Origin of the sequence: Streptomyces pratensis (assembly GCF_016804005.1) — a bacterium.
GTDB classification, from domain to species: domain Bacteria; phylum Actinomycetota; class Actinomycetes; order Streptomycetales; family Streptomycetaceae; genus Streptomyces; species Streptomyces pratensis_A.
Window position 1 is genome coordinate 4,406,594 of record NZ_CP051486.1, and the last position, 13,741, is coordinate 4,420,334.

At 72.6% G+C, this 13,741-nt stretch carries 10 protein-coding genes; 9 read left to right on the forward strand and 1 reads right to left on the reverse strand.

Going from position 1 to position 13,741, the window contains the following annotated elements:
* The first annotated feature begins 765 nt into the window (after positions 1-765).
* Positions 766-1,926, forward strand: a complete 1,161-nt coding sequence (rho, locus tag HED23_RS17790) for a transcription termination factor Rho (protein WP_203184378.1) — start codon at positions 766-768, stop codon at positions 1,924-1,926.
* Between the two features lie 149 nt (positions 1,927-2,075).
* Here the strand turns inward: rho and pgm are convergent, their stop codons facing one another.
* The gene (gene pgm, locus HED23_RS17795; protein ID WP_203184379.1) at positions 2,076-3,722 is read right to left on the reverse strand and encodes a phosphoglucomutase (alpha-D-glucose-1,6-bisphosphate-dependent); all 1,647 of its coding nucleotides are present in this window, start codon (positions 3,720-3,722) and stop codon (positions 2,076-2,078) included.
* Between the two features lie 586 nt (positions 3,723-4,308).
* Here pgm and HED23_RS17800 point away from each other — a divergent pair.
* The 8 genes from HED23_RS17800 to HED23_RS17835 are packed head-to-tail and all read left to right on the forward strand — an operon-like array spanning position 4,309 to position 13,673.
* Positions 4,309-5,484, forward strand: coding sequence for a glycosyltransferase family 4 protein (locus HED23_RS17800; protein WP_203184380.1), 1,176 nt, complete (start codon positions 4,309-4,311; stop codon positions 5,482-5,484).
* Positions 5,481-6,959 (forward strand): sugar transferase, encoded by a 1,479-nt coding sequence (locus tag HED23_RS17805; protein ID WP_203184381.1) that lies wholly within the window; start codon positions 5,481-5,483, stop codon positions 6,957-6,959. The genes HED23_RS17800 and HED23_RS17805 overlap by 4 nt, the downstream gene beginning before the upstream one ends.
* A gap of 3 nt (positions 6,960-6,962) precedes the next feature.
* Positions 6,963-8,324, forward strand: a complete 1,362-nt coding sequence (locus tag HED23_RS17810) for an O-antigen ligase family protein (protein ID WP_203184382.1) — start codon at positions 6,963-6,965, stop codon at positions 8,322-8,324.
* A complete protein-coding gene (locus tag HED23_RS17815) occupies positions 8,321-9,937 on the forward strand; it encodes a lipid II flippase MurJ (RefSeq protein WP_398084025.1) in 1,617 nt (538 codons plus the stop codon). The genes HED23_RS17810 and HED23_RS17815 overlap by 4 nt, the downstream gene beginning before the upstream one ends.
* Positions 9,927-10,697, forward strand: a complete 771-nt coding sequence (locus HED23_RS17820) for a polysaccharide deacetylase family protein (protein WP_203184383.1) — start codon at positions 9,927-9,929, stop codon at positions 10,695-10,697. Before HED23_RS17815 ends, HED23_RS17820 begins: the two co-directional genes overlap by 11 nt.
* A complete protein-coding gene (locus HED23_RS17825) occupies positions 10,694-11,845 on the forward strand; it encodes a glycosyltransferase (RefSeq protein ID WP_203184384.1) in 1,152 nt (383 codons plus the stop codon). The genes HED23_RS17820 and HED23_RS17825 overlap by 4 nt, the downstream gene beginning before the upstream one ends.
* Complete coding sequence (locus tag HED23_RS17830) at positions 11,842-12,510, forward strand: lipopolysaccharide biosynthesis protein (RefSeq protein WP_203184385.1); 669 nt, start codon at positions 11,842-11,844, stop codon at positions 12,508-12,510. The genes HED23_RS17825 and HED23_RS17830 overlap by 4 nt, the downstream gene beginning before the upstream one ends.
* Positions 12,507-13,673: a GNAT family N-acetyltransferase gene (locus HED23_RS17835; RefSeq protein WP_203184386.1), complete on the forward strand. Its 1,167-nt coding sequence runs from the start codon at positions 12,507-12,509 to the stop codon at positions 13,671-13,673. Before HED23_RS17830 ends, HED23_RS17835 begins: the two co-directional genes overlap by 4 nt.
* Positions 13,674-13,741 lie beyond the last annotated feature (68 nt).

A 13,741-nucleotide genomic window follows, 5' to 3' on the forward strand; every position in this document is an offset into this window, starting at 1 on the left:
CGACCGCCGGGTCTTCCCGGCGGTCGAGAGGGCTCGGGGCAGGACGAGTTGGTCTTGGTACCCGGCCCGGCCGGGCTCTGCGCCGCACCGGTCGGCGGGCGCCGCTGCCGAGCCGGCCCACCGCAGGCCGCAGGCCGCAGGCCGCAGGCCGTTTTCCCGGGCTTGCGGCCCTGCGGCGGCGAAGTCGAAGCAGCTGACGTCGGCGGTCACGGCTACGGCCGGGAGCGGCGCGGCCCAGGTGACGCAGGATCAGCCGCTGCCCCTCGGCGTGCGGCCACGCGCAGCCGACACCTCCTCGCCGGCATCCCCTCACCGGCGTTCGGCCAAGGCCCTCCCGGGCCTGCGCGAGACCGAGGCGCGGCTCGTGCCGGCTGCCCGGGCCTGCCGGCCGGTCTTCACCGTGAACACGGGCGAACGGGCCGCCCGATCACCGACCCGGAGGTACCGCTCGACGGCGGTCCCACGGCGGCCCGGATCCATCGCCTGTCGCCCGCTGCACGAAAGGGCTGAATGTCCTGGGGAGAAGCCCGCCCCCTCCCCCGATCTCACCTTGCGTGCTACGGTGTGGTCAGCACCCATGAATGCCTCTATCCGGCTCCGGTGCTTTTCCTCCGCTGTTGTGCCCGCCCTCCGACGGCCGGCGATCCAGCTTCTCGCACCATCTCTTCGTTCCGGCCCGGGCTTTTCGGCCCGTAGCACGAGGCGTGATTCCGCCGCCCTGCCCTCGCCGGACCCCTCACTCGCCATGTCCGCGAAAGGACCGCCATGACCAGCACACTCGAACGCCCCGTAGCCCGGCAGAATCAGCCCGTCCCCTCAGGCGGTGTCCTCGACACGTCAGTCGGTGTCCTCGACACGACGGACGCCGGGCACGGTGTGCTGCGGGCCGACGGGGGCCATTGCTCCCCCCACGACATCCGGGTGCCGCCCGCACTGATCCGTAGGTACGGCCTGCGCAGGGGCGATGTGGTCGAAGGGACCTGCGAGGGTCCGCGCGCCCTGTCCCGCGTCGAGACCGTCAACGGCCGTGCGGCGCACGAGCTCCGGGGCCGTCCGCACTTCCGCGACCTCACCCCGCTGCACCCCCGGGAGCGGCTGCGCCTGGAGAGGCCGGACGGTGGGCCGGCCCCGCGCGTCATCGACCTGATCGCACCGGTCGGCAAGGGCCAGCGCGGACTGATCGTCGCACCGCCGAAGACCGGAAAGACCGTACTGCTGCAGCAGATCGCCGCGTCGGTCGCCGTCAGTCATCCCGAGTGCCATCTGATGGTGGTGCTCCTGGACGAACGTCCCGAAGAGGTCACGGACATGCGCCGTTCCGTACGGGGCGAGGTGTATGCCTCCACGTTCGACCGGCCCGCCGAGGAGCACATCGCGCTCGCGGACCTCGCCGTGGAACGTGCCAAGCGCCTGGTCGAGCAGGGCCGGGACGTAGTGATCCTCCTCGACTCCCTCACCCGGCTGTGCCGCGCCCACAACAACAACGCGCGAGCCGGCGGCCGTACTCTGAGCGGCGGCGTGGACGCGGCGGCGCTCATCGGCCCCAAGAAGCTGTTCGGGGCGGCCCGGCTCGCCGAGGAGGGCGGTTCGCTGACCATCCTGGCAACCGTGCTGGTGGACACGGGCTCCCGCGCCGACGACTACTTCTTCGAGGAACTCAAGAGCACCGGCAACATGGAGCTCCGCCTCGACCGGGCACTGGCCGACCGCCGGGTCTTCCCGGCGGTCGACATCACACCCTCCGGTACACGCCGCGAGGAACTCCTGCTGCCGGCGGCGGAACTGGCCGCCGTACGGGGGCTGAGGCGCGCCCTGCGCTCCAGGGACTCCCAGGCCACGCTCGAAGGGCTGCTGGACCGGATCCGCAGGACACCCGACAACGCCGCCTTCCTCCAGCAGGTCCGGCGGACCGTCCCTGACGTGTGACCGTGGCAGCTCGGCCGCGTCGGCACCTGCCGTCGGCTCCGACTGCCCCGGACGGATCCGGGCGCTGCCAGCCGGTCCAGGTCCCGGTCCCGTTTCCCGGAAGGCGGAGGGCGGGCGTGCCGGGGAGCCGGTCACGCCCGCCCGGACGCTCAGCTCTGTGCGCCCAGTGCGTCGGAGACCAGGGCGCGGGCCTCGTCCTGGACCTGGGCCAGGTGTCCGGCCCCCTGGAAGCTCTCCGCGTACACCTTGTAGACGTCCTCCGTGCCCGAGGGGCGGGCCGCGAACCACGCGCTCTCGGTGCAGACCTTGAGTCCGCCGATCGCGGCACCGTTACCGGGCGCCTCGGTGAGCACGGCGGTGATGGGTTCTCCGGCCAAGGTGTTCGCGGTGACCTGCTCCGGGGAGAGCCTGGCCAGCACCGCCTTCTGCTCCCGGGTCGCCGGGGCGTCGACCCGGGCGTAGGCGGGATCGCCGAACCGGGCGGCGAGTTCCCGGTAGTGCTGGGACGGGGTGGATCCGGTGACGGCCGTGATCTCCGAGGCGAGCAGGGCAAGCAGGATGCCGTCCTTGTCGGTCGTCCACACCCGGCCGTCGCGCCGCAGGAAGGACGCTCCGGCGGACTCCTCGCCGCCGAATCCCAGAGTGCCGCCGAACAGTCCGTCGACGAACCACTTGAAGCCCACCGGGACTTCGACCAGTTGCCGTCCGAGGTCCGAGGCGACCCGGTCGATCATGGAGGAAGAGACCAGGGTCTTGCCGATTCCGGTGCCGGCGGGCCAGCCCTCACGGTGGGAGTAGAGGTACCGGATGGCGACGGCCAGGTAGTGGTTGGGGTTCATCAGACCACCGTCGGGCGTGACGATGCCGTGCCGGTCGGCGTCGGCGTCGTTGCCGGTGGCGATGGTGTACGCGTCGCGCCGCTCGATCAGGGACGCCATGGCGTACGGCGACGAACAGTCCATCCGGATCTTCCCGTCCCAGTCCAGCGTCATGAAACGCCAGGTGGGGTCGGCGAGCGGATTGACCACCGTGAGGTCGAGCCGGTGGCGCTCGGCGATGCGCCCCCAGTAGGCGACCGAGGCTCCACCGAGGGGGTCCGCCCCGATCCGGATCCCGGCATCGCGAACGGCGTCCAGATCGAGGACTGCGGGAAGGTCGTCGGCATAGCCGGTCAGGAAGTCGTGCCGTCCGGTGGTGTCGGCGGCGAGTGCCCGGGCGTAGGGCATCCGCCGGACTTCCTTCAGACCTCCCTCGATCAACGCGTTGGCCCGGTCCTGAATCCATGAGGTGGCGTCCGAACCGGCCGGCCCGCCGTGCGGGGGGTTGTACTTGAACCCCCCGTCGGCGGGCGGGTTGTGCGAGGGGGTGACGACGATGCCGTCGGCGAGGCCGCCGGTACGGTCCCGGTTGTACGTGAGGATCGCGTGCGACACGGCGGGGGTGGGGGTGTAGCCGTCGTCGCTGTCGATAAGGACGGTGGCGCCGTTGGCTGCCAGTACTTCCACGGCCGTGATCCGGGCGGGTTCGGACAGCGCGTGGGTGTCGGCGCCGAGGAACAGCGGCCCGTCGGTGCCCTGTCGCTCGCGGTAGTCGCAGATGGCCTGGGTGGTGGCCGCGATGTGGTCGTCGTTGAACGCAGCCGCGAAGGCCGATCCGCGGTGCCCCGAGGTTCCGAAGGCCACGCGCTGGCCGGGCTCGGCCGGGTCGGGACGGACCGTGTAATAGGCCGTCACCAGCCGTGCCACGTCCACCAGATCTCCGGGCTGCGCCGGCTGACCGGCCCGTTCGTGAACCATCGCTTCTCCTCTGTCCTCATCGGCTGTTCGCGGACCGCCGCCTGGCGGACGATCATCACGAGTTGTATCCGATACTGCCTCTTCGGCCGCACTCCTGGGGCACGCGGCCCGACCAGCAGTACATCCGGCGCACGGAGGATCACGGGCCCGTTCCGGCATGGTTGGCCGGTTCACGCGGAAAGCGCGATGAGGGACAGCGGGGGCGGAGAATGCCGCCACGGACTGCCGGGACACGGGTAACCTGAATTCGTCCGCTCAACTCGGCGCGAAATGCCACGCATTACCGCCATTCCCGTCCGGGGCCCTCGGGACGGGAACAGAGACGTACAGCACAGCCATCATGCGACACCGCCCCGAAGCTATGCAGCCATTGCCGCCTGACACGCCGCAGAATTCGTTTGACCACTCGTTGCCGACCTTCCTGAGTCAATCCAAGTGGACACATGCGCGAGTCATGCGTGTTTTCCCACACGCGGTCTGCCACAGTGCATTTCGGTTTCACCCACTCGATCTCCGCCGCCATATTCCTTTGCCGCCGGTGTTTTCCGAACCGGCTCTTCGGGGGCATGTGAAAGAGAGCCGTGCAATGCTGCAGAAGAGTTGCACCGACGAGGAACGACTGACGGTCCTTCACCTGGTCCAGCCGGTGGAGGGAGGCGTCGCGCGGGTCGTGACCGACCTTGTCGCGGCACAGGTCCGGGCGGGGCTGCGAGCCGTCGTGGCATGCCCTCCGGACGGCCCGCTCGCGGCCGGCGCGTCCACCGCCGGCGCCCGGGTGTGCGCGTGGCCGGCGGATCGTGCCCCCGGTAACCGGCTGGGCCGCGAGGTCCTCACGGCCGGGCGCCTGATCCGGGCCTGCCGCCCCGATGTGATCCATGCCCACAGCGCCAAGGCGGGGCTCGCGGGGCGCCTGGCAGTTCGCGGGCGGGTCCCGACGGTGTTCCAGCCGCATGCCTGGTCGTTCGAGGCCCTGGAGGGCCGGGCTGCCGGACTGGCCACGGCGTGGGAGCGGCTCGGGGCCCGGTGGAGCGACCGCATCCTCTGCGTCAGTGAGTCCGAGCGCCTGGCCGGACAGCGCGCGGGCATCACAGCGCACTGGTCGGTGATCCACAACGGTGTCGACCTGAACCGCTTCCCGCCTGCCCGCGAGGACTCCGCCGCGTCGGTGCGGGCTTCGCTTCCGCTGCCCGAGGTGATCCCGGCCGACGTACCGGTCGTCGTGTGCGTCGGCCGCCTGAGCCGGCAGAAGGGCCAGGACGTACTGCTGCGGGCCTGGCGGGCGGCAGAGGTCGGCGGTGCGCGGCTGGTCCTGGTGGGTGACGGGCCGTACGGGGACGAGCTGCGGCGCAACGCGCCTCCCGGTGTGCTGTTCATCGGCTCCAGCCCGGACGTGCGGCCGTGGATCCAGGCGGCGGATCTCCTGGTTCTCCCCTCACGCTGGGAGGGGATGGCGCTGGCCCCCCTCGAAGCCATGGCCTGCGGCACGCCCGTCCTGCTGACGGACGTCAACGGCGCCAGGGAAAGCCTGCCGCCCGGACACCTGCCCCACTGCCTCGTGCCGCCGGAGGACCCCGCAGCCCTTGCGGCGGCGCTGACCACACTGCTGGACGACCCGGCGCTGCGGGCGGAACTGGGCCGTACGGCGCAGAGCCGAACCCGGTCGCTCTTCGACGTGACGAAGACGGCCGGAGCGGTCCTGCGCCTCTATCAGGAACTTGTCGGCCAGTCCCGCCCCACGACGAGGAAGCGCACCGAGCGATGACGACGGATAGTGCACGTGTCCCCAGAGCCGCCCAGGCAACTGCCGTACGGCGTGCGGCTTCCACGATCCTCCCGCCCCGCGGTGTCAGGGCGGGCGCTCCGGTCCCACGGGCAGCGGGAGGGTCCGCCCGACGGCGGGCGCCGGTGGCGCTCATGGTCTCCGACACACTCTCGCTCGGCCTGGCCGTGGCCCTGGCCGCCCCCGGCCCGTGGCCTCCGGTGGCCGTCCTCCTGCAGGTCACCGTCCAGTTGCTCCTGAACGCCTGCCGGGGCCTCTACCGGATCGGTCTCTCCCCGTCGGCCCTGGCGGAACTCCCCGCGCTGGCCGGGCTGGCCGCGGTGCAGTGGTACGTCATCGCCGAGGCGGTGTCCGCGTACGACCCGCGCCACGCCGCCGGGTGGCTGGCACTCGGCTGCGCCGCCGGCGTCCAGACCGTGGTGAGCTGCGGCGCCCGTGCCTTCGTGCACCGGGCCCGGCTCTGGTCGGCCGGACGCAGCCCGCAGTCCACCCTGGTGGTCGGCGGCGGTCCGGTCGCCGACCGGGTCGTCGCCGTGCTGCAGGAGCACACGCGGTACGGGATGCGGCCGGTGGGCCGGGTGGTGGGCTCCGGCACCGGTACGGACGCGCCTGCCGGCCAGGCGCCGCTTCCCGTCCTCGCGTCGGTACAGGACGCCGGCCGGGCGGTCGTACAGAACTCCGTACGGCACGCCGTCTTCACCGTCCCGCCGGAGGCCGTGGCCGACGGGCCGGAACTCTTCGCGCTGTTCACACGGCACCGCTGCCGGGTGTGGCTGATCACCGATCAGGAGACGGTCGCGCGGCGTCGGACCGGGCCCCGTCCGGACCATGTGTGGGGTTTCGCGGCCCACTCGCTGCACGCCGGACCGCACCGTCCGGTGGCGCACGGGGCGAAGCGGGCCATGGACGCCGTCCTGGCCACGGTCGCCCTGGTGGTGGCGTCCCCGGTGATGGCCGCCTGCGCACTCGCCGTGCGCGTGTGTGACGGCCCCGGGGTCGTCTTCCGGCAGGAGCGGATCGGCAGGTACGGAAGGCCGTTCGTCCTGCTCAAGTTCCGCACCCTGCGCCCGGCCGACGCCCACGAGTCGGCCACCCGGTGGAACGTGTCGGCGGACCGGCGCATGAGCGGTGTCGGCAGGATGCTGCGCAGGACGTCGCTCGACGAGCTTCCGCAGCTGTGGAACGTCGTGCGCGGGGACATGAGCCTGGTCGGCCCTCGCCCCGAACGCCCTTACTTCGTCAAGCAGTTCAGCCGCGTGCATCCCGGCTACCGGACCCGGCACCGGATGCCGGTCGGGATCACCGGACTCGCTCAGGTGCACGGCCTTCGCGGCGACACCTCGATCGAGGACCGGGCCCGCTTCGACAACCGCTACATCGAGACCTGGTCACTGTGGCAGGACATGTGCGTGCTGGCGCGCACCGCCGGCTCGGTGTTCCGGCTCGGAGGCAGCTGAACCGTGACCCTCACCGTGACCGCTGCCCCTGCCGTGCCGGCCGCCCGGGAGAAGGCGCCCCGTCCCCGGCGCGGCGACCGGTGGCTCCTGCTGCCACTGATCGCGACGGTCGTGCTCGTGGCCGTACCGGCCGACGGCACGGCGACCGGGAGCGGGTCCGGCATGACGGCAGCCGATCTGCTGTCGGGTGTGGCCGTCCTCGTGTGCGCGGGCAGCCTGCTGTTCCTGCGGCGGCGGCCGCTCACCCCGGCTGCGGCGGTGGTGCTGGGGCTTCCTGCCGTGGGCATCGCCCTGGCCACGGTCACCGCCGCGGACCCGGTGGCGGCGCTGCCGGGGTTCGTGCGGTACCTGCAGATCTTCGTCCTGGTGCCCGCCGCCGTCCTTCTCCTGGTCAGGGACGCCCGGGGGTTCCGGGCCGTCACGGGCGCGCTCGTCCTGCTCGCGGCGGTCCAGGGCGCGACGGGGGTCCACCAGTACGTCACCGGCTCGGGCGCCTCCTACATGGGGGAGGACGTCCGGGCCGTCGGCACGTTCGGCCCGAGCGATGTGATGGGCATGGCCACGGTCGTCGGCTACGGCCTGGTGGCCGCCGCCGCGTACGCGCTCCACGCCCCCGCCGGGACACCCCGTCGGCTCAGGGCGGGGGCTCCCGTGACGGCCGCTCTGCTGGTCGTCCCGCTCACGCTGTCCTTCAGCCGGGGGGCGTGGATCGCGACGGCGGCGGGGGCCCTTGCCGTGATCGCGCTGGCCGGACTCCGGAAGGCCGTCCGCGCACTGGCGTTGCTGGGCGCCGCCGGAATCGTCCTGGTCGGTGGATTCGGTGTCGGGTCCGAGATGATCTCGCAGCGCCTCACCAGCATCACCGAGGTGACCAGCGCGCCGGACCGGTCGGTCAACGACCGCTACACCATGTGGGCGGCCGCCGCGGGCATGTGGCGCGAGCGGCCCGCGACCGGCGTGGGCCTCAAGGGCTTCCCTGCCCACCGGGACGGGCATGCCTCGATCGGGCTGTCCGCCGGCAGTGACACGGCGGGGGCGGGCCAGGAGTTCCGCAGACAGCCTCTGCTCTCCCCCCACAACATGTATCTGCTGGTGCTCAGCGAACAGGGGCTCATCGGCTTCACCGCGCTCGTGGGTTCCTGGGCGGCACTCCTGGTGGGCGGGGTGCGCAGACTGGTACTCGCACGGGCGCGGGGGGACGCGGCCGTGGACTGCGGCCTCGCCGCCGTCGGGCTGATGACCTGGCAGACGGTCGACTTCCTCTACGCGGACATCGGCGGACCCTCCACGGTCCTGACCGGGATCGTCCTCGGTCTTGCCGCGTGGTGGGCGCTGGCCGAGCCCGAGAGGGCGACCGCCGCGTGAGCGGGACCGCGACGGGTCCGGCCGCGGAGGAGACGGTCACCCCGCCGGCCACGCCCGCCGCCCCGGCAGGACCCGGGCGCTTCCTGGCCCGGGCGGCGGGCGGGGCCGCGGGGCTGACGGTGATCGCCGCGCTGCTGGGGCTCGTCCGGGACCAGGCCATCGCCCGGCTCTTCGGCGCCAGTCATGCCAGCGACGCCTTCCTGATCGCCTGGACGGTTCCGGAGATGGCCGCCACGCTGCTGATCGAGGACGGCATGGCGCTGCTGCTCGTGCCGGCGTTCAGTCTGGCACTGACCAGGCGCGCCTCCGGCGGCCACGCTCGGGATCCGGTCCGCGCCCTGGTGGCCGACACGCTCCCCCGGCTGTCCGCCGCACTGGCGTGTACGGGCGGACTGCTGGTCTGGGGCGCCCCGTGGGCGGTCGGTGTCCTGGCACCCGGACTGGACGATCCCCGGCTCGCGGTGGACTGCACCCGGCTGACGGCCGTGACGGTGCTCACCTTCGGGATCACCGGCTATTTCAGCGCGGCGTTGCGGGCGCACGGCAGGTTCCTGGCACCGGCCGGTGTCTACATCGCGTACAACATCGGCATCATCGGCATGACGCTGGCACTGCACTCCGTGTGGGGGGTGCGCGCCGCGGCCGCGGGGGTCGCCGCCGGCAGCCTGCTGATGATCCTCACGCTGCTGCCCACGTTCCTGCGCCTGATGCCCGGCCGGGGCGGTGAGCGGGTGACGCGGGAGCGGGGTTCCGCGCTTCTCGGCGCGGCGGTCCTGGCGCCGGTCGTCCTGTTCGTGGTGAGCCGTCAGTCGCAGGTCTTCGTCGAGCGGTTCCTCGCTTCGTCCCTGCCGGACGGGGCCATCTCGCACCTCAACTACGCGCAGAAGGTCGCGCAGCTGCCGATGGTGCTGTCCATGATGATCTGCACGGTGACCTTCCCTGTGGTCGCCCGGGCCATGGCCGCCGGGGACCGGGAGGGTGCCCGGCGACGGGTCGAACGTGACCTCGCCCTGGCCGGGACGGTGGTGCTGCTGGGAGCGGCGATGGTGCTCGGCTGTGCGTCCACGATCGTCGAAGTCCTGTTCCAGCGCGGCGCCTTCGACGCCGCGGACACCGCGGCCACGGCCGGCGTCATGAGGGTCTACGCCCTCGGTCTGCTCGGCCACACCCTGGTCGGCGCCCTGTGCAGACCGTTCTTCTCAGCCGGCCGGCCCACCTGGTACCCGCTCTGCGCGATGGGCGCGGGGCTTCTGGTCACCGCTGCTGCCGGACTGCTGCTGACCGGCCCGTTCGGCGTCGACGGCATCGCGGCCGCCAACGCCGTCGGCATCAGCACGGCCGCAGTCCTGATGCTTCTGGGGCTGGGCTCGCGGGCTGTTGCAGTGCGGGCCGGGGCCGTCGCCCTCTCCCTCGCCCGGCCGGCCGCCGCGGCGGCGGTCGCCGCGGCGGCGGGACGGCTCGCCACGGACCTGGTGCACGGACCTGCGGCGGGCCTGGCGGCCGGCTGTCTTCTCGTACCCACGGCATTCGTCCTCACAGGGCTCGCACTCCGAGCCCCGGAAGCCGTCCATCTGCTGGCACTCATCCGACAGAGGTTCCCGCATGGCCGCTGACACCTCGGCACCCCGTGCCCTTACGTCCCCGTTCCGGTCCCGGCCGTGGATCCTGACCTATCACTCGGTGAGCGATCCCACGGACGATCCGTACGGCATCACCGTCTCCGCCGACCGCCTCGACGAGCAGCTGACGTGGCTGCGGCGCCGTGGACTGACCGGTGTGGGCATGGCGGCACTGCTGAGCGCTCGGGCCGCCGGGAAGCGCGGGCTGGTCGGGCTCACGTTCGACGACGGCTACGCCGATTTCCTCGACGAGGCACTCCCGGTGCTGCTCGCACACGGCTGCACCGCCACGGTGTTCGTCCTGCCGGGCCGCCCCGGTGGCTCCAATGCCTGGGATCCGCTCGGCCCGCGCCGACCGCTGCTGACGGAGGAGGGAATCCGTACGGTCGCGGCGGCGGGAATGGAGGTCGGCTCGCACGGGATGCTCCACCGGGACCTGACTGCGCTCTCCGACGACGAACTGCGCCAGGAGACGCACGGCAGCCGGGAAGCTCTCCACCGCATCGTCCAGCAGACGCCGTCCGGCTTCTGCTATCCGTACGGCACGGCCGACCGGAGGGTGGCCGAGTCCGTGCGGGAGGCGGGATACGCCTACGGGTGCGCCCTCGCTCCCGGTTCCCTGTCAGGACCTTTCGCTCTTCCCCGCACGCATGTCAGCCACGCCGACCGAGGTGTCCGGCTGAGGGCCAAGGAGCTACGTCACAGGCTGCGGCACCGCTCCGCCGGCACGACGGCCACGGGTGATGCCGGGTGAAGGCGCTGCACGTCATCACCGGCCTCGGCATCGGCGGCGCGGAGCAGCAGCTGCGGCTGCTGCTGCGCCATCTGCCGGTGCGCTGCGACGTCGTGACGCTCACCAACCCCGGAGCGGTCGCCGACGGGCTGCGGGCCGACGGCGTCCGGGTCCGGGATCTGGGGATGAGGAGCAACCGGGACCTCGGCGCCGTGCCCCGGCTCGCCCGCCTCATCCGGCGCGGCTCGTACGACCTCGTGCACACGCACCTGTACCGGGCCTGTGTCTACGGCCGGATCGCGGCGCGCCTCGCCGGGACCACGGTGGTGGCGACGGAGCACTCGCTGGGGCGCGCGGAGATCGAGGGACGGCCGCTCACCCGTGGCACACGGGAGCTCTACCTGCGCACCGAGCGGCTCGGGGCGGCGACCGTCGCCGTCTCCGACACCGTCGCGCGCAGACTGCGCGACTGGGGTGTGCCGGCCGCCCGGATCCATACCGTGCCCAACGGTGTCGATCTGGCGGCCTTCCGCTTCGACAGCGAGCAACGGCGCGCCACGCGGGCCCTGTTGCGGCTCCCGGACGCGGCCTTCGCGGTGGGGGGTGTGGGCAGGCTGGTACCCGGCAAGCGCTTCGACCTGCTGATCCGCGCCGTGGCCGCCCTTCCGGCCGCCTGGCTCGTCCTGGCCGGGGACGGGCCGGAGGCCGGATCGCTGCGTGCTCTCGCCTCCCGTCTCGGTGTGGCAGGCCGTGTCAGGTTCCTCGGCGAGTGCGGCACATCGGACACCGCTCCCGGCATCCCGGCGGTGCTCAGCGCCGTCGACACCTTCGTCTCGGCGTCCCGCGAGGAATCCTTCGGTCTTGCCGTCGTCGAGGCCCTGGCCGCCGGACTGCCCGTGGTCCACGCGGCCTGCCCCGCAGTCGAGGACCTCCCGGCGGGCCGGGTGCCGGGCACCACACGTATCGGACAGGCCTCCGGCACCGCCGATCCCGCGCGGGAGCTGACAGCCGCGCTGCGGCACCGCATGAAGAACGGCCCCGGCAGGCTGCCGCGGCCTCCCGCCGTGGACCGCTACGACATCGAACTCTGCAGCCGGCGCCTCATGGACGTCTACGCACAGGCCATCGGAACCATCCCACTCCCCACGACCGAGAGAGCGCACCCATGACCGACTCGCCCGAGCAGCAGCCGGCCGTCCTCCGACGGCTCCGCAGGCTGCGCCCAGCGTTCGCACGGCCCGACTGGTGGCCCCTGCCCGCCTGCGTCCTTCTCGGAGCGGCCTGCGGACTCTCGTACGGAATGCTCGCCCGGCCCGAGTACGCGGCCACCAGCTACGCCATGGTCACCGCCGGCAAGGACGTCGATCCGGCCGCGGCCCTGGGGTACGCGCAGTCGTACGGCCGCCTGGCCACAAGTGACGCCACCCTCACCTACGCCAAGGGGGCGGCCGGGGAGCCCGTGCGTGAACTGCGCGCGCATGTGCGGTCCGAGACCTCCCCCGACTCTCCCATGATCGCGGTCACCGGTGTGTCGGCCGACCGGGACCGTGCCGCGGACATCGCCAACGCGGTGACCGAGGCCGTGGTCGTCAGCAGCGGGCATGTGGCGAAGGAGACCGGCGTGAAACTGATCAAGTTCTCGCACGCGGTGCCGCCCGTCGATCCGGTGTCCCCCTCCGTGCCGCTCGGCACAGCGGTGGGCGCCGGAGCGGGCGGGCTGGTCGGCGGGCTGGTCCTGCTCGTCCGCCCCCGCGCCGAACGCCGGGGCGTCACGGTCCAGGTACCGGGCCCCGCACAGGGCGGCGCCTCCGACGAACGGGAGCTCGTGCGTTGAACTCGTACCGTCGCGGGCGGCTCACCGTCACCCTCTGCCGCGACCTGCCGGACTTCGCGGACCTCGCAGCGGAATGGGGCGCGCTGCACCGCAGCTGCCCCACCGCCACACCGTTCCAGAGCCACGCGTGGCTCCACTCGTGGTGGCTCTCCTACGGGACGCCCGGCCGGCTCCGGGTCCTGCTGGCGCGCCGGGACGGACGTCTGATCGGCGCGGCGCCGCTGATGCTCGCGCACCGCCCCATGCCGCTGCTCGTGCCGATGGGCGGGGCGATCTCCGACTTCTTCGACATCCTGGTGGACGGGGACGACACCCTGGCGGCGGTCACCGCTCTGGGACAGGGCCTCCAGCGGGCAGCCGCGCACACGGTCGTGGACCTGCGGGAGGTACGGCCCGACGCCTCGGCACACCTGCTGTTCGAGGAATGGTCCGGGGCCCGGAGCAGCCGCACGGACTCGACCTGCATGGAACTGCCCGCCGAGCCGATCGACGCCCTCATCGGACGGATGGCCGGTTCGCGTGCCCAGCGGGCCCGGGCCAAGCTCCGCAGGGTGGACGCGCTGGGCATCGAGTGCCGCACGGCGCCGGTCCACCGGGTGGCGGGCGCGATCGGCACCCTGCTGCGGCTGCACGAACTCCAGTGGGCCGGCAGGGGCGTGAACCCGGAGCACCTGCGGCCGCGTTTCTGCGCGCACCTGGTGCGCTCCGCCCGTCGGATGGTCCGTGACGGGGAGGCGTCGGTCAGGGAGTTCCTGCTCGACGGGGAGGTGGTGGCCGCCGACCTGTCGTTCCGGTCCGCGCGGCTGACCGGGGGCTACCTCTACGGCGCCGATCCCCGGCTCCGGGAGAGGAAGGTGGATGTCTCCTCGATGCTGCTGCGTGAGATCGCGCGGGAGGCCGACGGCCTGGATCGCGGTGTGCTGAGTCTGCTGCGCGGCTCGGAACAGTACAAGAACCACTGGGGGCCCGTGCCGGTCGTCAATCAGCGCCTGCTGCTGGCCCGTTCCTCGCTGGAGCCGATGCTGCGGCTGCGTGAGACGCAGCTGGCCGTGCGGGAGCGTGCGGCTGAGACGGTGAAGTCCCGCTTTCCCTCCGCGCGGGACTGGCGCGGCAGGCTGAGCGGGCTTCCGGCCGCCGGGCTTGCGGCCTTGGGCCTGAGTTGAGGAGGGATGATTAGTTTTGAGCTGATCCGTTACCGTCTGTCGATCTCCGCGTTGTCAGGGCATACCGG